18 protein-coding genes are annotated in these 17,808 nt (G+C 70.3%); 10 read left to right on the forward strand and 8 right to left on the reverse strand.

What is annotated here, in order from left to right; all coding sequences use genetic code 11:
- Positions 1-2: 2 nt before the first annotated feature.
- Positions 3-1,307: an ABC transporter substrate-binding protein gene (locus tag BJK06_RS04125; protein ID WP_070416820.1), complete on the reverse strand. Its 1,305-nt coding sequence runs from the start codon at positions 1,305-1,307 to the stop codon at positions 3-5.
- A gap of 148 nt (positions 1,308-1,455) precedes the next feature.
- On the opposite strand from BJK06_RS04125, the gene BJK06_RS04130 reads away from it, so the two are divergent.
- Positions 1,456-2,490 carry a LacI family DNA-binding transcriptional regulator gene (locus BJK06_RS04130; RefSeq protein WP_258027695.1) on the forward strand — a complete coding sequence of 345 codons (1,035 nt, stop codon included), beginning with the start codon at positions 1,456-1,458 and terminating at the stop codon, positions 2,488-2,490.
- Between the two features lie 73 nt (positions 2,491-2,563).
- Here BJK06_RS04130 and BJK06_RS04135 read toward each other — a convergent pair whose 3' ends face one another.
- Complete coding sequence (locus BJK06_RS04135; RefSeq protein ID WP_070416821.1) at positions 2,564-3,553, reverse strand: AraC family transcriptional regulator; 990 nt, start codon at positions 3,551-3,553, stop codon at positions 2,564-2,566.
- Positions 3,554-3,672: 119 nt separating this feature from the next.
- Between BJK06_RS04135 and BJK06_RS04140 the strand changes: the two genes are divergently transcribed.
- Together BJK06_RS04140 and BJK06_RS18450 are read left to right on the forward strand one after the other, a co-directional pair.
- Positions 3,673-4,119 (forward strand): MarR family winged helix-turn-helix transcriptional regulator, encoded by a 447-nt coding sequence (locus tag BJK06_RS04140; protein WP_070416822.1) that lies wholly within the window; start codon positions 3,673-3,675, stop codon positions 4,117-4,119.
- 160 nt (positions 4,120-4,279) lie between these two features.
- Positions 4,280-4,435 carry a hypothetical protein gene (locus BJK06_RS18450; protein ID WP_156794753.1) on the forward strand — a complete coding sequence of 52 codons (156 nt, stop codon included), beginning with the start codon at positions 4,280-4,282 and terminating at the stop codon, positions 4,433-4,435.
- Between the two features lie 72 nt (positions 4,436-4,507).
- Here the strand turns inward: BJK06_RS18450 and BJK06_RS04145 are convergent, their stop codons facing one another.
- The 4 genes from BJK06_RS04145 to BJK06_RS04160 all read right to left on the reverse strand — a co-directional run bounded on the left by BJK06_RS04145 (position 4,508) and on the right by BJK06_RS04160 (position 8,940).
- The gene (locus BJK06_RS04145; RefSeq protein ID WP_083295042.1) at positions 4,508-5,356 is read right to left on the reverse strand and encodes a carbohydrate ABC transporter permease; all 849 of its coding nucleotides are present in this window, start codon (positions 5,354-5,356) and stop codon (positions 4,508-4,510) included.
- Positions 5,356-6,327: a carbohydrate ABC transporter permease gene (locus BJK06_RS04150; protein ID WP_175495965.1), complete on the reverse strand. Its 972-nt coding sequence runs from the start codon at positions 6,325-6,327 to the stop codon at positions 5,356-5,358. Before BJK06_RS04150 ends, BJK06_RS04145 begins: the two co-directional genes overlap by 1 nt.
- Positions 6,324-7,643: an ABC transporter substrate-binding protein gene (locus tag BJK06_RS04155; protein ID WP_070416823.1), complete on the reverse strand. Its 1,320-nt coding sequence runs from the start codon at positions 7,641-7,643 to the stop codon at positions 6,324-6,326. The genes BJK06_RS04150 and BJK06_RS04155 overlap by 4 nt, the downstream gene beginning before the upstream one ends.
- Before the next feature lie 280 nt (positions 7,644-7,923).
- The gene (locus BJK06_RS04160; RefSeq protein WP_175473725.1) at positions 7,924-8,940 is read right to left on the reverse strand and encodes a LacI family DNA-binding transcriptional regulator; all 1,017 of its coding nucleotides are present in this window, start codon (positions 8,938-8,940) and stop codon (positions 7,924-7,926) included.
- 155 nt (positions 8,941-9,095) lie between these two features.
- On the opposite strand from BJK06_RS04160, the gene BJK06_RS04165 reads away from it, so the two are divergent.
- The 6 genes from BJK06_RS04165 to BJK06_RS04190 all read left to right on the forward strand — a co-directional run bounded on the left by BJK06_RS04165 (position 9,096) and on the right by BJK06_RS04190 (position 15,347).
- Complete coding sequence (locus tag BJK06_RS04165; protein WP_070416824.1) at positions 9,096-10,328, forward strand: sugar ABC transporter substrate-binding protein; 1,233 nt, start codon at positions 9,096-9,098, stop codon at positions 10,326-10,328.
- 62 nt (positions 10,329-10,390) lie between these two features.
- On the forward strand, positions 10,391-11,341 hold the full coding sequence (locus BJK06_RS04170; RefSeq protein ID WP_374115124.1) for a carbohydrate ABC transporter permease: 951 nt from the start codon (positions 10,391-10,393) through the stop codon (positions 11,339-11,341).
- The gene (locus BJK06_RS04175; protein ID WP_070416826.1) at positions 11,338-12,228 is read left to right on the forward strand and encodes a carbohydrate ABC transporter permease; all 891 of its coding nucleotides are present in this window, start codon (positions 11,338-11,340) and stop codon (positions 12,226-12,228) included. The genes BJK06_RS04170 and BJK06_RS04175 overlap by 4 nt, the downstream gene beginning before the upstream one ends.
- Before the next feature lie 58 nt (positions 12,229-12,286).
- Positions 12,287-13,087 carry a ThuA domain-containing protein gene (locus BJK06_RS04180; protein WP_070416827.1) on the forward strand — a complete coding sequence of 267 codons (801 nt, stop codon included), beginning with the start codon at positions 12,287-12,289 and terminating at the stop codon, positions 13,085-13,087.
- On the forward strand, positions 13,084-14,196 hold the full coding sequence (locus BJK06_RS04185; protein ID WP_070416828.1) for a Gfo/Idh/MocA family protein: 1,113 nt from the start codon (positions 13,084-13,086) through the stop codon (positions 14,194-14,196). The genes BJK06_RS04180 and BJK06_RS04185 overlap by 4 nt, the downstream gene beginning before the upstream one ends.
- Positions 14,197-14,357: 161 nt before the next feature.
- Positions 14,358-15,347: a carboxypeptidase-like regulatory domain-containing protein gene (locus BJK06_RS04190; RefSeq protein WP_070416829.1), complete on the forward strand. Its 990-nt coding sequence runs from the start codon at positions 14,358-14,360 to the stop codon at positions 15,345-15,347.
- Between the two features lie 13 nt (positions 15,348-15,360).
- On the opposite strand, the gene BJK06_RS04195 is transcribed toward BJK06_RS04190, so the two are convergent.
- Positions 15,361-15,864 (reverse strand): AAA family ATPase, encoded by a 504-nt coding sequence (locus BJK06_RS04195; RefSeq protein WP_219810655.1) that lies wholly within the window; start codon positions 15,862-15,864, stop codon positions 15,361-15,363.
- A 78-nt stretch (positions 15,865-15,942) separates the two neighbouring features.
- Between BJK06_RS04195 and BJK06_RS04200 the strand changes: the two genes are divergently transcribed.
- On the forward strand, positions 15,943-17,190 hold the full coding sequence (locus BJK06_RS04200) for an MFS transporter (RefSeq protein ID WP_070416830.1): 1,248 nt from the start codon (positions 15,943-15,945) through the stop codon (positions 17,188-17,190).
- A 26-nt stretch (positions 17,191-17,216) separates the two neighbouring features.
- Here the strand turns inward: BJK06_RS04200 and BJK06_RS04205 are convergent, their stop codons facing one another.
- Positions 17,217-17,789, reverse strand: a complete 573-nt coding sequence (locus BJK06_RS04205; RefSeq protein WP_219810656.1) for a pyridoxal 5'-phosphate synthase — start codon at positions 17,787-17,789, stop codon at positions 17,217-17,219.
- Between the last annotated feature and the right edge of the window lie 19 nt (positions 17,790-17,808).

Raw genomic sequence — 17,808 nt, forward strand, 5'->3', positions numbered from 1 at the left:
TCTCAGCCCTTCGCCGCGGCCTGGTTGACGGTCGACACGATGTCCGAGACGGACCCCTTGCCGGCGAGCAGGTTGACGACGCTGGTGTTGAGCGCGTTGCCGACGTTCTGGCCGTAGAGCGTGTCGAGGTAGTTCGAGACGAACGGGGCGTCGTTGTACGCCTTGAGCACCGTGGTCAGGTACGGCTCGGTCACGACCGACTGCGCGTCCTTGTTCGCGGGGATCGAGTTGAACGCCTTGTAGTAGTTCTCCTGCACGCTCTTCGTGGTGACGAAGTTGAGGAAGTCGGTGCAGGCCTTCTTCGGGGCCTTCGCCGAGCAGGAGAGCCCGCCCACGGCGCCCATCATCGAGCCGGGCGCACCCTTGCCGCCGGAGACCTCCGGGAACGGGAAGAAGCCGAGGTCCTGCAGCGGCTTGCCGTCCGGGGTGAGCGAGGAGATCACGCCCGGGTCCCAGGCGCCCATGAGCTCCATCGCGGCCTTGTGGTTCGCGACCAGACCGGCGGAGCTACCGGCGCCCTGCTGGGCCGAGGTGGTCAGGAAGCCGTCGTTGAAGGGCTTCGTGTCGAAGAAGGCCTTGGTGTCCTCACCGGCCTGCTTCCAGCACTTGTTGTCGAACTTCAGGTCCTGCGCGGTCTTGTTGAGCACGTTCGACGAGCAGGCCCGCAGCGCGAAGTTGTAGTACCAGTGCGCCGCCGGCCAGGCGTCCTTCGCACCGACGGCGACCGGCTGGATGCCCTTGTCCTTGAGCTTCTGGATGTCGGCGTTCAGCTCGTCCATCGTGGTCGGCGTGCCCTCGATACCGGCCTCCTTGAAGAGGTCCTGGCTGTACCAGATGCCCTCGGGGTCGACGTTCGTCGGCATCGCCCAGGTCTTGCCGTTCAGTTCGAAGGCCTTGAACGATCCGTCGCTGATCCCGCTCTTGGCACCGGAGCCGATCGAGTCGGAGATGTCCAGCAGCTGGCCGGCGTTGACCATCGCGGCCATCTTGCCGCCGCCGCGCTGCGAGAACACGTCCGGGGCGGAGTTCGAGTTGAGGGCGGTCTGGAGCTTGCCGTCCAGGTCCTCGTTCTGGATCGCCTGGATCTTGATGGTGACGTTCGGGTTCTTCGCCTCGAAGGCCTTGACCGTGTCCTGCCAGAAGGCCTTGCCCGGCCCGGTCGTCGAGTTGTTCCAGAAGGTCATCGAGACCTTCCCGTCGCCGCTGTCGCCCCCGGCGGCGTCGCTGCCGGCCGAGCAGCCTGCGGCCACCAGTGCTGTCGCCCCGATCAGCGCGATGGCTGCCGTGGCACGGATCTTCCTCGTCATCGTGGATCTCCTGAAGTGTCGTCGTTGACAATCAGCGACATCGACTGCCGCTGCGGAGAGCGTGCCAGCTGCCATCGAGGCGTGTCAATCGATATCGATAACGTTTTCTTTACCAATTCGGGCGTCAGCTCAGCGGTACGGTGTGCACATGGACACGGCTATCGGCATGCGTCCCGGAGCCGGCCGGGTCACCATCGCGGACGTCGCACGCGCCGCCGGAGTGTCGATCCCCACGGTGTCGAAGGTGATCAACCAACGCGACGGCGTCGCCCCCGCGACGATCCTGCGCGTGCAGGAGGTCGTCGAGCAGCTCGGCTACGAGACCTCGCTCGTCGCACGCAGCCTCCGCAGCTCGCGGACGAACGTCATCGGCATCCTCGTCACCGAGTTCGAGCCGTTCTCGACCGAGCTCCTGCGCGGGGTGTCCGGCGCCACCACCGGCACCGGGTACGAACTGCTCGCGTACGCCGGGCTCGTGACCGGTGCCGAGCAGAAGGGGTGGGAACGCCGGTCGCTCTCGCGGTTGTCCGGCACGCTCATCGACGGCGCGATCGTGGTGACCCCGAGCACGGCGCTCTCGAGTTCGTCGATCCCGGTCGTGGCGATCGACCCGCACACCGGCCCCGAGGGGCACGCCACGGTCGACTCCGACAACGAGGCCGGGGCCGTCCAGGCCGTCGAGCACCTCGTCGCGCTCGGGCACACCCGGATCGCACACCTCCGGGGTCGTCCGGACCTGGCGTCGGCACAGCTGCGCGAGGCCGGCTACCGACGCGCACTGGCGGCAGCGGGCCTGTCGGTGGACGAGTCACTGGTCCGCGACGGCGGCTACCAGGAGGACCGTTCGGCCGAGGTCGCCCGCGACCTGCTCGCCGGACCGGACCGTCCGACCGCGGTGTTCGCGGCGAACGACTCGTCGGCGGTGGGTGTGCTCCGCGCCGCAGCCGAGCTCGGACTCCACGTGCCTGGGGACCTGTCGGTGGTCGGGTTCGACGACGTGCCCCAGGCCGCGACCACCACGCCGCCGCTGACCACCGTCGCGCAGCCCTTGGTCGAGCTCGGCTCGCGGGCGGTCGAGATGCTCCTCACGATGCTGCGCGGCGAGCCGACGTCGGACCACGTCCGGCTGCCGACGACCCTGCGCGTACGCCGGAGCACCGGACCGGCGCCCGCGGACCGCTGACACGGCGCGGCGGACCGCACCGTCAGCGCCGCACCGCGCGGCGGACCGCACTGTCAGCGCCGCACCGCGACCGTCAGCGCCGCAGTGTCTGCTTCGGGTACTCCCCGAACCGCTCCGCGTACGCCGCCGAGAATCGCCCGAGGTGCGCGAACCCCCACCGACGAGCGACGTCCCCGACCGCCCCGGCGAGCGGATCGGCGTCGAGCAGCTCAGCGCGCACCCGGTCGAGGCGCACCTGCCGCAGGTACGTCAGCGGGGACACGTCGAACACCCGACGGAACGACTCCTGCACCGAGCGCACGCTCAACCCCGACGCCGCCGACAGGTCGCCGATCGTGACGGGCTCCGCGGCGTGGTCGTGGACGTACTCGACCGCCGCACGGAGACGGGCGTTGCGCGGTTGCCCGAGCACCCCGGGCAGGTCGTCGAGCTTCGGCGGGAACATGTCGAGGAAGACCTCGGCGGCGGTGACCTTGGCGGTCTGCCAGGCGACGGAGTCCGTGCCGCCGACGCGCAGCGACCGGGCGAGCGCCGTCAACGCACCCTGCCAGCGCCGCGCCGTCTCGGACCCCGGCACGTGCCGGTCGTCGAAGCGCAGCGCGTGGTCGCCGACGTCGGTGCGCGTCACGGCGACCCGGCGGACGAACGCTCGGTCGAGGTGCACGACCCGCTGGTCGTAGTCCGCGGTGCGGAAGGCGTATTCGTGGTCCGGCGGGAAGAGTGCCGGCGCGTCGAGCGGCAGGGCGTACCGCTCACCCAGTCGTTCGATCTCGGCGGTGCCGGAGCTGATCCAGGTCACGACGTAGTCGCCACCGGCCGGCACCACCCCGGAGAGGGCGCCGCGCAACTGGGACCGGCGGATGGTCACCTCGGCGTCGCCGATCGCCGTGTACCGGTAGTCGAACGGCGCCTCGGTCACTCGCGCGTCCCACCGCTCCCCGCGGTAGACCGCGCCGAGATCGCGCGCGGCGTCTTCCGGACGGCCGCCGGACACCTCGAACCGGACGGTCGCAGGTGTCGCGGTCTGCTCGTCGCCTAAGTCGTCGGTCAGCGGGTCAGCCATGCGACCTCCCGCACTGCGGTTGTCCGGATTCCGTGCCACCCCTCGTTATCTGGATACGCTGGTCGGGTGAGCGCGGCGTATCGTTGCGCGGAACCGATGCGCATCGAAGGGGCGACCGCGTGAGTGAGATCGACCTGACGGCCGCCATCACCCGGCTCGAAGCCGCGATGGGAGCGCTGCGGGGACGTCTCCGCGAGCGGATGGACGTCTCCGGCTCGGACCTGACGGTGCTGCAGTTCGTCGCCCGCGCCGAGGCCGCCGAACGCAAGGTGCGGGTCAAGGACCTCGCGTCGCACCTCGGCCTGAGCGGCCCGGCCGTCACCGGCACCGTCGACCGACTGGAGCGTGCCGGGCACCTGTGCCGCGTGCCGAACCCGGACGACGGGCGGAGTCGCTACATCGAGCTGACCCCCGAGACCGAGCGTGCCTACGCGACGGCGATGGACAGCACGAACGAGCATCTGCACGAGCTGTTGTCCTCCTTCACGGAACGGGAGCGGGCGAAGTACGTCCGGGTCATCGACCGGGTCATCGAGGCGCTCGAGTTCGGCGCCCCGTCCCCTTGACGGCAGAGTACGGGCGCGGGCGGACGCACCTCGAACGTTTGTCCACCAAGCGCAGTTAGGTAACTTCCCTACCTATCTTGCCGGACGGACGGGCCACGCACCCGTACCGTCACGATCGGATGCCCCCGATCGGGGGTACGACCACGAGCGGGGAGGAACCATGGGCAAGTACGAATCCCAGCAGGGCGTCGACCCGGTGCGCATCGAGACGTTCCGTCGGATGCGCAAGCGGTGGAAGTACGGCGAGCTGCAGGACGGTGCCGGCCTCTACGAGGACTTCTTCACGGACACCGCCCGCGACCCGCGTCGCCGCTGACGACGGGTCGCGATCGGACGGGAGGCGCGTGGCGGGTCCGCCACGCGCCTCCCGTCCCGTTCCGGGCCCGGCTCAGCCCTTCACCGCGCCCGACGTCAGGCCGGACACGATCGACCGGCGGAACACCAGCACGAGGATGACGATCGGCACCGTCGCCGCCACGCTCGCCGCGAAGATCTGGGCGAACGGCACGGTGAACTGCGTCCCGAACAGGGCGATCCCGACCGGGATCGTCCGGAACGAGTTCTCGCTGTTGAACGTCAGCGCCATCAGGAACTCGCTCCACGACGCCGTGAACGTGAACACCCCGACCGTGAAGAGCCCCGGCTTCGCCATCGGCAGGATCACGGAGAGCACCGTGCGCCAGGCTCCGGCGCCGTCGATCTCGGAGGCCTCCTCGATCGTCGAGGGGATCCCGACCAGGTAGTTCCGCATGATCCAGATCGCGAAGGGCAGGTTGAACGCCACGTACGGCACGATCAGCCCCGGGTAGGAGTTGAGCAGCCCGAGGTTCCGCTCGAGCAGGTACAGCGGGGTCAGCACGGCGATCGCCGGGAACACCGAGAGCATGAGCAACGAGGTCATGATCGCCGTCCGCCCGCGGATCCACCGCCCGGCGAGCGCGTACCCGGCGAGGAACGACAGCGCGAGCACGATCACCGTCGTCGACACCGACACGATGACGCTGTTCACCATGTACTGGCCGAGCGCGTTGTCGCGGAAGGCCACCACGAAGTTGTCGAGGGTGAACGACTGCGGGAAGGCGGTGGGCGGCGACTGCCCGATCTCGGACGCCGGCTTGAGCGACGTCGACACGAGCCAGTACAGCGGCAGCGCGGTGAGCACCGCGATGACGACACCGCTGACGTTGACGGTGTTGACCCACTTCCGCCAGCCCTTGCGGACGCGTTGACGGGGCATCAGGCATCCCCTCCCTTCGCCTGGTTCCGGAACGCCCGGAGGAACAGCAGACACCCCGCCGCGACGATGATCGCCGTGGACGTCGCGATCGCCGCACCGGGGCCGATGTTGATGTCCTGGAAGAGCACCTTGTAGCCCATGATCGCGAGCGACTGGGTGGCGGTGCCCGGGCCGCCGTTCGTCAGCACGAACGGCAGGTCGAACACGCCGAACGCCTGCAGGATGCGGAACAGCACCGCGATCGTCAGGGTCGGCGTGAGCTGCGGGAGCACCACCCGCCAGAACGTCTGCCAGGTGCTCGCGCCGTCGAGCTCGGCCGCCTCGTAGTGGTCCTCGGAGATCTGCACGAGCCCCGCGAGCAGGATGATCGCCACGAACGGCGTCGTCTTCCAGATGTCCGCGACCATCAGCCCGGTGATCGCGGGCACCGGTTCGCCGAGGATCACCGGGGCCTCGCCGAAGAGCCCGAAGAACCAGGTCGCGACACCGTACGTCGAGTCGTAGATGTACTTCCAGAGCTGCGCGTTCACGATCGTGACGAGTGACCACGGGATGAGCATCAGCGCCAGCATCCAGCCCCGGGTCGCCCCGAGCCGCTCGAGCACGAGGGCCACGAGCATGCCGAGCACGAGTTCGACGAACACCGTCACGACCGTGTACAGCACGGTGAACCCGAGCGCCCGGTACCAGTCCGCGCTCTGCAGCAGGGCCGCGTAGTTGCCGAGGCCGAACGACCGGATCGTGAACCCCTCGTAGCCGACCTCGACGTCCGCGAAGCTCAGGACGATCGAGTAGACCACCGGGAAGATCGTCACCGCTGCGACGACCAGGAGCGCCGGGGCCGCGAAGCCCCACGCGCCCCGCGCACGGATGCGGTCGAGCCGCGACCGCCCGCTGAGGCGGGGCGGCGGGTCGAGGCGACCCGCGCCTCCTGGACGGGTCGACGACCGCGTCACGGTGCCGGCGCTCACAGTGCCTCACCCTTCAGGGCCAGCGCGATGGCCGACGCCATCGTGCTCGTGCCGCCGTCGACGGACGCCTGGCCGCCGAGGATGCTGTTGCCGTTCTGGTAGACGCCCTGCGAGACCTTCGGGTAGTAGGCCGTCGACGTCGGACGGGGCACGAGCGTGATGCCCGCGGCGGTGTCGTACGTCGGGCGCTGCTGGCGCTTCGCGTCCTGGCTCGTGAGCGACTCGCTGCGGGCCGGCAGGACCCCGCCCTCGCGGGTGAGGAACTGCTGCGCCGTCTCGCTCGACATCCAGCTCGCGAACGTCAGCGCCGCTGCCGGCTGCTGCGTGTGCGGGTTGATGTAGTTGCCCCACCCGCCGATGGTCGAGTGGTGCTCGTCCTGCCCGTCGAACGTCGGCCGCGCGGCGAGTCCGACCTTGCCGGCGACCTGGCTGTCCGGCCCGTTCGCGATGCCCCACGCGTACGACCAGTTGCGGAGGAACGCCGCTCGGCCGCCCGAGAACGCGTCGTTCGTGTCCTGCTCCTGGTACGTCAGGGTGGCGCGTGGGCTGGCGCCGTCGGTGATGAGGGACCGCATGAACTCGAACGCGCGCTTCGTCTCCGAGCTCGTGGTCTCGGGTCTCGTCAGGTCGTCGTTGAGCAGCGAGCCGCCGGCGTCCGCGACGAACTCGGTGACGTTGCAGGTGAGTCCCTCGTACACGTCGCCCTGGAACGCGAACCCGTAGCTGACGTCGCCGGTGTCGACGAGCTTCGCCGCGGTCTCGCGGACCTCCTCCCACGAGCCCGGGACCTGCAGGGAGTGCTTGGCGAGCAGGTCCTTCCGGTACAGGAAGAACGACTCGTCGATGTAGAGCGGGAACATGTAGTACGTGCCGTCGACGCTCGCGGCCTGCCGGAGCCCCTCGGGGAACTGGTCGAAGAAGTCCGCGCCGACGAGCTCGTTCACCGGGGTCGCGAGCTTGTTCTTCGCGAACTGCCCGGGCCACGCGACGTCCCCGAGGTAGACGTCCGGGGTGCTGCTGCCCGCGGCGATCTGGGTCGTCAGGCTGGTGCGGTTCGTGTCGGTGTCGCTCGGGGCGCTCACGATGCGCACCCGGATGTTCGGGTGCTCCTTCTGGAACTCGGCGATGAGCCGGCGCCGCAGGTCCCCGCCGTCCTTCGACGCGACCTGGCCGGCCCACCAGCTGATCGTGACGTCACCCTCGGGAGGGTCGGTCGGCCACTCCTGGACCGTGGTGCGCTCGGGTCGGGTGGAGCAGCCGGCGAGCAGCAGCACCCCCGCTCCCCCGAGCAGGAACATCCTGCGGTCGATCGCCATCACGTCCTCCTCGACGTCCCCTGGTGCGAACCTGTACGTCCACACAACCAAACCGACCCTGGGTGCCCGGTGGGTGCGGCGGACGGGAGGCGCGGTGCGGGGCCGCTGGTGCGGCGGACGGGAGGCGCGGTGCGGGGCCGACCCGCGCCTCCCGTCCGTCGGGTGGTCGCGTCCGCGCGGCGACGCGACCCTTCGCGCTGGGCGACAGTTCACGGGTTCCGCCGCGCGTGAACTGTCGCCCAGCGCGAAACCCCACCCGCCGGGCGGCGGGCCGCGCCGGTCAGGCGGGCGCGGGTGCCGTCGACTCGGCCGTGCGGAGGGTGCACGGCAGCAGGAAGTGCGGCAGCTCGTCGGACTTCCCGTCGAGCTGGTCGATGAGCGCGTCCGCCGCACGGGTCCCGAGTTCGCGCCCCGGAGCCACCATCGTCGACAGCCGCGGGTAGTGCTGGTCGGCGTTGGCCTCGGACGAGGCGATGCTGAGCACCGAGACGTCCTCCGGTACCCGGCGTCCGGCCGCGTACAGGCCGACGAGCAGCCCAGCGGAGGAGTCGTCCTTCATCACGAGCACGGCGGTCACGCCGGGGTCGAGCGCGAGCATCTCGCTGGCCGCGGCACGTCCGCCGTCACTCCCCGGACCCGCGGTGACCACGGTGCCGCCGAGTCCCCGCGCTGCCGTCACCTGCCGGAAGGTGGCCTCGGCGCGGAGGTGCGGCGCGTAGCCGGCCATCGGCGTGCCCTCGAGGTCCTCGAGCACGAGCGCGAACCGCCGGTGCCCGAGCGACTGCAGGTGGTCGATGCTCGACTCGATCGTGGTCTCGAAGTCGATGTCGACGAACGGCAGACCACTGCTGTCCCGGGTGCGGCCGATGAGCGTGAACGGGACGTCGAGCGCGGTGAGGACGGCGACGCGGGGGTCGTCCATCCGCACCTCCATGAGGATCACACCGTCGACGAGCCCCCCGGAGACGAGGTCGTCGAGGTCGTCGCCGGCGGGGTCGACCGGCCAGAGCACGAGGTGGTAGCCGCGCTCGGACGCCCGCTCGGCAGCGCTCATGAAGAACTGCGAGGTGGTCGGGCTGAAGCGGTTGCCGGTGGTCGGGAACAGCAGCGCGATGATCCGGGTGCGGCGGCTCGCGAGCGCCCGGGCGACGACGTTGCCGCGGAACTTCAGCTCGCGCATCGCCGCCTGCACGCGGGCGGTCGTCGCGGGGGTGACGTACTTCGTGCCGTTCACGACGAAGGACACGGTGGCGATCGACACACCCGCCCGATCGGCGACCTGCTGCATCGTGGCCATGCCGCTCAGCCTACCGTCCGGGATGCGAAAAAAGCGCTTTACAGGTGAAGCGCTTTTCTGTTAGCTTCTCGCCCCAAGGAACACAGCGACGATGACGTCAGCGGATTCGTGGTTGCGCGCCTGCCCCCTGCATCCGTCAAGAGAAGAGCTCTGCAATGAAGCAAAGATTCCCCTCCCCGTCGCGCCGGACCCGCGCCCTCGTCGGCGCGGTCGCCGTGCTCGCCACGATCCCCCTGGTCCTCACCGGGTGCTCCGGTTCCGGATCGGCCTCGTCCGGTGGGAGCAAGGCCCTGACGATCGAGGACTACTACGACGCGACCTACAACCCCGTGTACAAGCAGTGCGCGAAGGAGGTCGACGCGACGGTCACGATCAACCACGTCGCCGGTGCCGGTCTGATCTCGAAGGTGCTGCAGCAGGCATCCTCGCGGACCCTGCCCGACGTGCTCATGCTCGACAACCCCGACGTGCAGCAGATCGCGGCCTCCGGGGCCCTCTCCGACCTCAGCGACTACGGCCTCAGCGCCGAGGGCGACGTCCCCGGCGTGAAGGCGGCGAGCACCTACAAGGGCAAGCTCTACGGCCTGCAGTCGAACACGAACTCCATCGCGCTCTACTACAACAAGAAGCTGCTGGCGGACGCCGGCGTGCAGCCGCCCAAGACCTGGGACGAGCTGAAGGCCGCCGCGAAGAAGCTCACCTCCGGGTCCACGTACGGCTTCGCGATGAGCAACATCAACACCTACGAGGGCACCTGGCAGTTCCTGCCGTTCTTCTGGTCGAACGGCGGTGACGAGAAGGACATCGCGACGCCCGAGGCCGCGCAGGCCCTGCAGCTCGTCGAGGACCTGCAGAACGACGGCTCGATGTCGAAGAGCTCGATCAACTGGGCCCAGGCCGACGTGAACAGCCAGTTCCTCGCCGGCAAGGCCGCGATGATGATCAACGGCCCGTGGCAGCTGCCCGCCCTGAACGCGAAGAAGGGCCTCGAGTTCGACAGTGTGCCGATCCCGACCCGCACCGGCTCGGAGACCGTCGCACCGCTCGGCGGCGAGGCGTTCACCGTCCCGCAGACCGGCGACAAGGACAAGATGCAGCTCGCCGCCAAGTTCGTCGGCTGCCTCCACTCGGAGAAGACGCAGAAGGCCCTCGCCGAGGTGAGCGGCAACGTGCCGACGAACCTCGAGGCCGGCGCCGCATGGGCGTCCGACCACCCGCAGGTGGCCTCGTTCGTCACGACCGTGAAGACCGCCCGGGCCCGCACCGGTGAGCTCGGACCGGACTGGCCCAAGGCCGCGACGAAGATCTACACCGCCGTCCAGCTCGCCCTGACGGGCAAGGCCGACCCCGAGGCAGCGCTCGAGCAGGCGCAGTCCCAGAGCCAGTAGTGCACGAGGGAGCCGGCCACCCGGCCGGCTCCCTCCCCACCCTCGGAAGGAGCGGTTCCGGCATGAGCGCCACGACACAGACCCGACCACGGACCCAGGCGTCCGTCCCACCACCACGACCCGGCCAGCGCCGCGCGCGCATGCGGATCGGGATCACCCGATGGCTCTTCGTCATCCCGGCCGCACTCTTCGTGGCCGTGTTCTTCGGCTACCCGGTCGTGAAGAACATCATCATGTCCTTCCAGGACTACACGACCAAGACCTTCTTCACGGGCGAGGCCCCGTGGGTCGGGCTCGGCAACTACATCCAGGTGTTCCAGAGCTCGGTCTTCGCGACGAGCGTCGTGAACACCGCGCTGTTCACCGCCGGCTCGATCATCCTGCAGTTCGTGATCGGCCTCGCCCTCGCACTGTTCTTCCGGCGGCACTTCCCGCTGTCGGGGTTCCTGCGCGGACTGCTCCTCCTGCCGTGGCTGCTCCCGCTGATCGCGTCCAGCGCGGTCTGGAAGTGGCTCCTCGACCAGGACAGCGGCGCGCTCAACCAGCTCCTCGGCGTGGTCGGCATCGCCCCGGTGCCGTGGCTGGTCAGCCCGAGCCTCGCCCTCATCGCCGTCATCGGCGTGAACGTCTGGCTCGGCATCCCCTTCAACACGACGATCCTCTACAGCGGGCTGCAGTCCGTGCCGCCGGAGCTGTACGAGGCCGGCGCGCTCGACGGCGCCACGGGCTTCAAGGCGTTCTGGTACATCACCTGGCCGAGCATCCGGAGCGTGGTGAGCGTCGTGATCGTGCTCGGGGTCGTCTACACGCTGAAGGTCGTGGACATCATCCTCGGCCTCACCGGTGGCGGCCCGGCGAACTCCACGCAGACCCTGGCCACGAACGCCTACCACCAGTCCTTCATCAACTTCCAGTTCGGCATCGGAGCCGCCGTGAGCAACGTGCTCATCGTCGTCTCGTTCGTCTTCGCGATGGTCTACATCGCGATCTCCAGGAAGGCGGTCGACGAATGAGCGTCGGACTCGCGAACCAGACCGTCACCGCCACCCGGGCGATCACCACGAAGCGCAGTGCACGGGTCCCCGGACCGAAGCGCGGCGTCAAGGGCATCCCGCTCACGATCCTCGGCTGCGTGTTCCTCGCGATCATGGTGTTCCCCGTCTACTGGATGGTGAACACGAGCCTGCAGGCCACGTCCGGGGCCGCCACCGCGACCTGGTTCCCGTTCTCCCCCACCTTCCGCGGGTACGAGACGGCGTTCGCCCAGCAGGGGCAGAACTTCCTGTCGAGCATGATCATCGGCCTCGGCACCGTCGTGCTGACCCTGGCGATCGCGACCCCGGCCGCCTACGGGCTGGCTCGGTTCAAGATGCGCGGCACCCGGGTGTTCCTGCTCGTGCTGCTCATCACGCAGATGATCCCGGCGATCGTCATCGCGAACGCGCTCTACACGCTGTTCAACAACGTCGGGCTGCTGAACAGCTACATCGGGCTGATCCTGGCCGACAGTGCCGTCCAGGTGCCGTTCGCCGTGCTGCTCATGCGTGCGTTCATGGAGTCGATCCCGCCGAGCCTGGTCGAGGCCGCGCTCGTCGACGGGGCGAACGACCTCCGGGCGTTCATCTCGATCGTCCTGCCCATCAGCCGGAACGCCATCGTCACGGCGGCGCTCTTCACGTTCCTCGGCGCCTGGGGCGACTTCCTCATCGCGCTCACCCTGACGTCGACGACCGCGGTCCGGCCGATCACGCTCGGCATCTACAACTACATCGGTTCGAACGTCACCGACTGGGGGCCCGTCATGGCGACGTCGGTCCTCGCGTCGCTGCCGGCGGCCGTGCTGCTCATCGTCGCCCAGCGGTACATCTCCGCCGGCGCACTCGGCGGCGCCGTCAAGTGACGGCAGCCCACGCCGGGCGGCCGGCGACGACCACGAACCCCAGCCAGAAAGGCACACCATGACCACCACCCCGCTGCGCATCACCGTCTGGGGCGAGAACGTCCACGAGCAGGTCGAGCAGCACGTCGCCGAGCGGTACCCCGACGGCATGCACGGCGCCATCGCCGACGGCATCCGCGAGAACCTGCCGGACGCCGTCGTCCGCACCGCCACGATGCAGGAGCCCGAGCACGGCCTCACCGACGAGGTCCTCGCCCAGACCGACGTGCTCACCTGGTGGGGCCACGCCGCACACCAGGACGTGGACGACGCCGTCGTCGACCGCGTGCACAAGCACGTCCTGTCCGGCATGGGCCTCGTCGTGCTGCACTCCGGCCACTGGTCGAAGATCTTCGGGAAGCTGATGGGCACGACCTGCACGCTCCGGTGGCGCAGCGAGCACGACCAGGAGCTCGTCTGGACCGTGAACCCGCAGCACCCCATCACGCGCGGCGTCCCGAACCCGATCGTCATCCCCGAGCAGGAGATGTACGGCGAGTACTTCGACGTCCCGACCCCCGACGAGCTCGTGTTCATCTCGGGCTTCACCGGCGGCGAGGTGTTCCGGAGCGGCATGACCTACCGCCGCGGCCTCGGGAAGATCTTCTACTTCTCCCCCGGCGACCAGGACTTCCCCGTGTACCACCACAAGGACGTCCGACGCGTGATCGCGAACGCCACCGAGTGGGCGCGGCCGGAGCGTGAGCGGGAGATCCCGACGCTGCGCCGGTACGACCTCGGCGAGTACTTCGACGGCCAGCACTACCGCGGCCCGTTCGACGACGCACCGGTCGAGGAGCACGAAGGGGCACAGGCATGACCCTCCGCGTCGTGCAGGTCGGCGCCGGCGGCATGGGCCGCGCCTGGCTCGCCACCGTCGCGGCCGACCCGGACGTCGAGCTGGTCGGCATCGTCGACCTCGACCTCGACGCCGCCCGGGCCGGAGCCGCGGTCGCCGGCGACCCGACGATCCCCGTCGGCACCGACCTCACCGCCCTCGCCACCGAGACCGGTGCCGAGGCCGTCCTCGACATCACCGTCCCGGTCGCGCACCACCCCGTCACGCTCGAGGCCCTCCGCGCCGGACTCCCCGTCCTGGGCGAGAAGCCCGCGGCACAGACGGTCGCCGAGGCGCTGTCGCTCGCGGCCGCCGCCGAGGCCACCGGCAAGCTGTTCATGGTGTCGCAGTCCCGGCGGTACAACGACCACCTCGTCGCCTTCCGGCAGCACGTCCGTGGGCTCGGGGGCGTCGGCGGGTTGAGCACGCGCTTCGCCAAGGCCCCGCACTTCGGCGGCTTCCGCGAGGAGATGGACGACGTCCTCCTGCTCGACATGGCGATCCACGCGTTCGACTCCGCGCGCTACGTGCTCGAGCGGGACCCGGTGTCGGTGTACTGCGAGTCGTGGAACCCGTCGTGGTCCTGGTACCGGGGCGACGCCGCGGCCGCCGCGGTCTTCACGTTCGAGGACGACGTCCGCTACGTGTACGACGGCTCGTGGTGCGCACCGGGTGCCGAGACCTCGTGGAACGGCGACTGGCGCGCCTCAGGCCCCGCGGGCACGGCGCTGTGGGACGGCGACCACGACCCGTGGAGCGACCTCGACGGCACGCCGGGCGCACCGGACGCGGCCCCGAGCGTCGGCAACGAGATCGCCGGTGCCCTCGCGTCCTTCGTCCGTGCGGTCCGCTCCGGCGAGCGCCCCGACGGCGAGGTGCACGGCAACGTGATGAGCCTCACGATGGTGGACGCCGCGATCGCGTCCGCCCGCACCGGGCGGCGCATCGTCATCGACGAGGTGCTCGAGCAGGCGCACGCCACGGCGGTCGAGGTCGAGCAGGACGAAGCCATCCGCGAGCGGCTCGCGTCGTGGGGGTCGGTGCGCAGCGCGCTCGCGACGGGGTCGCCGGACACGGCCGCGCTCGGCTGAGCGACGCTGGCGGTCCAGGAGGCGCGGTGCGGCTCTCGACGCGACCGTCGCGCCGGGCGCGGTGCGGGTCGGACCCGCACCGCGCCTCCTGTGCGTCCCCACCGCGCGCAGGACGCGTACAGTCCACCGCACACGCGACAGGCGGGCGATCGGGGAACGCGATGCGACAGATCATCGGGACGACACTGGTCGTGGCGCTGGCAACGGCCGCGCTGATCGGTGTGGCGCCGCCGGCGAACGCGGCCGGGTCGGGCACGATCGCCGTGCAGCTCGCGACGCCGGACGGCACCCCGATCCGGCTGGCGGACGTCGAACTCGCCGCGATCGGCACCGACGCCGTCGTCGGGACCGCCACCACCGACATCGACGGCACCGCGACGTTCGCCGGCATCCCCGCCCCGGACACCGTGACGGTGACCACACGGCAACTCCCGCCGCACGGAACGGACACCTACGCCCCCGGACTCCGTTCGGACATCGCGGTCCGCGGTGGCACGACGGTCGCGGTGACCGTGCCGCTCGTCCGTGGCGCCACCGTGCAGGGTGGGGTGGTCGGCCCCTCGGGTCCCGCTGCCGGACGGCTGATGTACGCGTGGAACGAGGACACCTCGCAGGTGTTCCGGACGACCTCGGACAGCGCGGGACGGTACCGGTTCCTCGGGTTGAGCACCGGTCAGTACCGCATCGAGGCGTACGCCAGCGGCACGGCGTCGCCCGCCGTGTGGAAGACGCGGGTCTACCAGCAGCGGGGGACGCTCCCGGCGTCGCAGGTGACGTTGTCGCAGCACTACGCGCACAGCGACTACGACCTGGCCGTCTTCGCGAACACGGCGTCCCGCACCCTGTCGCCGCAGCTCAGTGGCGCGAGCGTCGTGGTGACGGAGGCGACGAGCGGAGCGTCGTTCTCGACCCGGTTCTCGACGCTGCTCGACGACGAGCAGACGGCCCAGTTCCAGATCCCCTCCGGGCAGTACGTGGTCGAGCTCCGGACGACGGCGACGGCCACGACGCCGGCGGGTTCCCTGTGGCTCGGCCGTCCGGGCGGCGTGTACCGGTACGTGACCGACCGGGCGCAGGCCGTCCCGGTGAAGGTCGTGTTCGGCGGGTTCAACGGGTGGGGTGGAACGGTGCCGGAGGCAGCGTCGCGCTGACCGGCGACGTTCCTCAGCCGGACGCGCTCGCGGACGACGCGATGACGATCAGGTCGGACACCACCTCGTGCAGCGGTCGAGCCGCGTCGAGTTCGTGCGTGCATCCGGCGCGGAGGAGCGGCTCCACCTCGACGAGATCCGCCTCGATCATCCGGCGCTCGAGAGCGGTCTTCCCGTAGGGGTTCGTCGTGCGGCGCGCGACCCGATCGAGCATCACGTCGAGCGGAGCGCTCAGGAGCACGATCGCATCGAACCGATCGGAGAACTCGGACTGGTTCCGGACGCACCCCTGGACGAAGAGCGAGCGGTCGTCCACCGCGTCCAGGAGCCCGGAGATCTTCGCCTCGACCCACATCCACTCGCCCTGGTGCGCTTCGTCGGGTGGATCCGGCAGCGCCCGGTACTCGCGCCACCCGGGATCATCGGTGTCCACGACCCGGTAGCCGTGCGTCGCGAGCTCCATCAGCGCGGACGACTTCCCGGTTCCCGACATCCCGGTGATCAGCACCTTCGACACAGCACCACACTAGGACCACGGTCGAGCACTGACGGCTGCGCCCTTGCTCGCGGTGTCTCGGTCTGCCAGCGTTGGGACATGGGCGACGACGTGACCACGCTCCGTCGGGTGCCGGGCTTCCTCCCCTACTGGTCGGCCGCGACCGTCTCGTCGTTCGGGTCAGCCGTGAGCGCGGTCGCCGTGCCGGTCCTCGTGGTGACGGTGCTGCACGCCAGTCCGTTCGAGCTCGGACTGGTGAACGCTGCCCAGTTCCTCCCGTACGCCGTGTTCGGTCTGGTCGTCGGCGCCTACGTCGACCGCTTCCGGCGGAAGCCGCTGCTGATCTGGGCGAGCATCGGTCGCGGCGTGAGCCTCGGTGCGATCCCGGTGCTGTGGTCCACCGGGCTCCTGGACCTGTGGGCGACTGCGGCGGTGCTGTTCCTGTTCGGCATCCTGTCCGTCGTGGGGTTCGCGGCAACGCAGTCGCTCCTCCCCAGGATCGTGCCGCGCCCGCTCCTCCTGGCGGCGAACGCGCGGGTGGACCAGAGCGACGCGGCGGCGCAGACGGCGGGCCCAGCGCTCGGCGGGGTCCTGGTCAGCATCGTGACGGCGCCGGTCGCGATCGCGCTCGACGCGGTCAGCTACTTCATCGACGCGTTCCTCATCGCCCGGGTCCGCGTCGTCGAGCACCAGCCAGCGCGGCCAGCTAGGACGAGCCTCCGGAGTGACATCGTGGACGGTCTGCGCTGGACGTACGGCAACGCAGTGCTCAGACCGCTGGCCCTGTCCACCCACGTCTGGTTCCTCGCCAACGCCGCCGGCCTGACGGTGTTCGCGACCCTCGCCCTCCGCACGCTCGCGCTCCCCGCAGCGCTGTACGGAGCCGTCATCGCGGTCAGCGGGATCGCGATGCTCGTCGGCGCGACCGCTGCGACACGCCTCGGCACCCGGTTCGGTGCCGGCCGGACGATCATCGCCGCACGAGCCGCCTACCCGATCGCCTGGGCGGCCATCACGCTCGTGACGCTCGGTACCGGCGGCGCAGCACGGCCGACGACGGTCGTGGTCCTGCTCGTCGCCTTCGCCCTGCACGGTGCCGCAGCAGGCTGCGAGAACGCGAACGAGATGGTCCTCCGCCAGACCGTCACCCCGGATGCCCTTCTCGGCCGGGTGAACGGCACGATGCGCAGCGCGAACCGGACGCTCGCGGCGGTGGGAGCAGTGAGCGGGGGTGCCCTCGTGACCCTGACCGGGGACGGCTTCGCGCTGCTCGCCGTGACGGTCGTGTTCGCGGTCGCCGTCGTCGTCGCTGCGTGGTCACCACTGCGGAGCGCCACCGTTCGCTAGGAAGGTTCCACCCGACACAGGGGTGGTCACCCCGGCCAGGACTCCCGCGACCAGGTCCCGTCCGCGCGCCGGTGGTAGGCGAGCCGGTTGCTCGCCGCGTCGGTCGCCCCGAGCCAGAACACCATCCGCACCGGTGTGAGCGCGAACCCCGCCCACGTGCTCGGCGGCTCGAGGTCCGTGCCGGCCCGTTCGCGGCCGAACGCCGCCCAGGCCTCGCGGCGCCGGGCCGGCGTGTCCGCAGCGGACGCGTGGTCGTTTACCCAGGCGAGCACCTGCAGGTACCGCGTCCTGGCCGCGTAGGCCGCACGGGCCTCGTGGTCGGAGACGGGCGCCACGTCACCGACCACGACGAGCTGTCGCGCGGCCTCGGGCCAGTGCAGGGTCACCGCGGCACGGGGCACCGCCGCCAGTTCGGCGGCCTTGCGGCTGCGCGAGTCGGTGTGGAAGTGCAGGCGCTCCCCGTCGAACAGGGAGAGCAGGACCGTCCGGGCGTCGGGGTAGCCGTCGAGCCCGACGGTGGAGAGGGTCATGGTCGGCCCCGGGGCGTCCGACGCGGTGGGGAGCCACGATGCCGCGAGGGTCAACGGGTCCGTCGGCACGGGCTCATCGTCGACCCCT

Source organism: Curtobacterium sp. BH-2-1-1 (assembly GCF_001806325.1).
Taxonomy (GTDB): Bacteria; Actinomycetota; Actinomycetes; order Actinomycetales; family Microbacteriaceae; genus Curtobacterium.

What these genes read in the sequence shown, in the direction of transcription:
- BJK06_RS04125 (WP_070416820.1), bottom strand. Translation starts at nt 1,307, where the DNA reads ATGACGAGGAAGATCCGTGCCACGGCAGCCATCGCGCTGATCGGGGCG.
- BJK06_RS04130 (WP_258027695.1), top strand. Translation starts at nt 1,456, where the DNA reads ATGGACACGGCTATCGGCATGCGTCCCGGAGCCGGCCGGGTCACCATC.
- BJK06_RS04135 (WP_070416821.1), bottom strand. Translation starts at nt 3,553, where the DNA reads ATGGCTGACCCGCTGACCGACGACTTAGGCGACGAGCAGACCGCGACA.
- BJK06_RS18450 (WP_156794753.1), top strand. Translation starts at nt 4,280, where the DNA reads ATGGGCAAGTACGAATCCCAGCAGGGCGTCGACCCGGTGCGCATCGAG.
- BJK06_RS04145 (WP_083295042.1), bottom strand. Translation starts at nt 5,356, where the DNA reads ATGCCCCGTCAACGCGTCCGCAAGGGCTGGCGGAAGTGGGTCAACACC.
- BJK06_RS04155 (WP_070416823.1), bottom strand. Translation starts at nt 7,643, where the DNA reads ATGGCGATCGACCGCAGGATGTTCCTGCTCGGGGGAGCGGGGGTGCTG.
- BJK06_RS04160 (WP_175473725.1), bottom strand. Translation starts at nt 8,940, where the DNA reads ATGGCCACGATGCAGCAGGTCGCCGATCGGGCGGGTGTGTCGATCGCC.
- BJK06_RS04165 (WP_070416824.1), top strand. Translation starts at nt 9,096, where the DNA reads ATGAAGCAAAGATTCCCCTCCCCGTCGCGCCGGACCCGCGCCCTCGTC.
- BJK06_RS04170 (WP_374115124.1), top strand. Translation starts at nt 10,391, where the DNA reads ATGAGCGCCACGACACAGACCCGACCACGGACCCAGGCGTCCGTCCCA.
- BJK06_RS04175 (WP_070416826.1), top strand. Translation starts at nt 11,338, where the DNA reads ATGAGCGTCGGACTCGCGAACCAGACCGTCACCGCCACCCGGGCGATC.
- BJK06_RS04180 (WP_070416827.1), top strand. Translation starts at nt 12,287, where the DNA reads ATGACCACCACCCCGCTGCGCATCACCGTCTGGGGCGAGAACGTCCAC.
- BJK06_RS04185 (WP_070416828.1), top strand. Translation starts at nt 13,084, where the DNA reads ATGACCCTCCGCGTCGTGCAGGTCGGCGCCGGCGGCATGGGCCGCGCC.
- BJK06_RS04190 (WP_070416829.1), top strand. Translation starts at nt 14,358, where the DNA reads ATGCGACAGATCATCGGGACGACACTGGTCGTGGCGCTGGCAACGGCC.
- BJK06_RS04200 (WP_070416830.1), top strand. Translation starts at nt 15,943, where the DNA reads ATGGGCGACGACGTGACCACGCTCCGTCGGGTGCCGGGCTTCCTCCCC.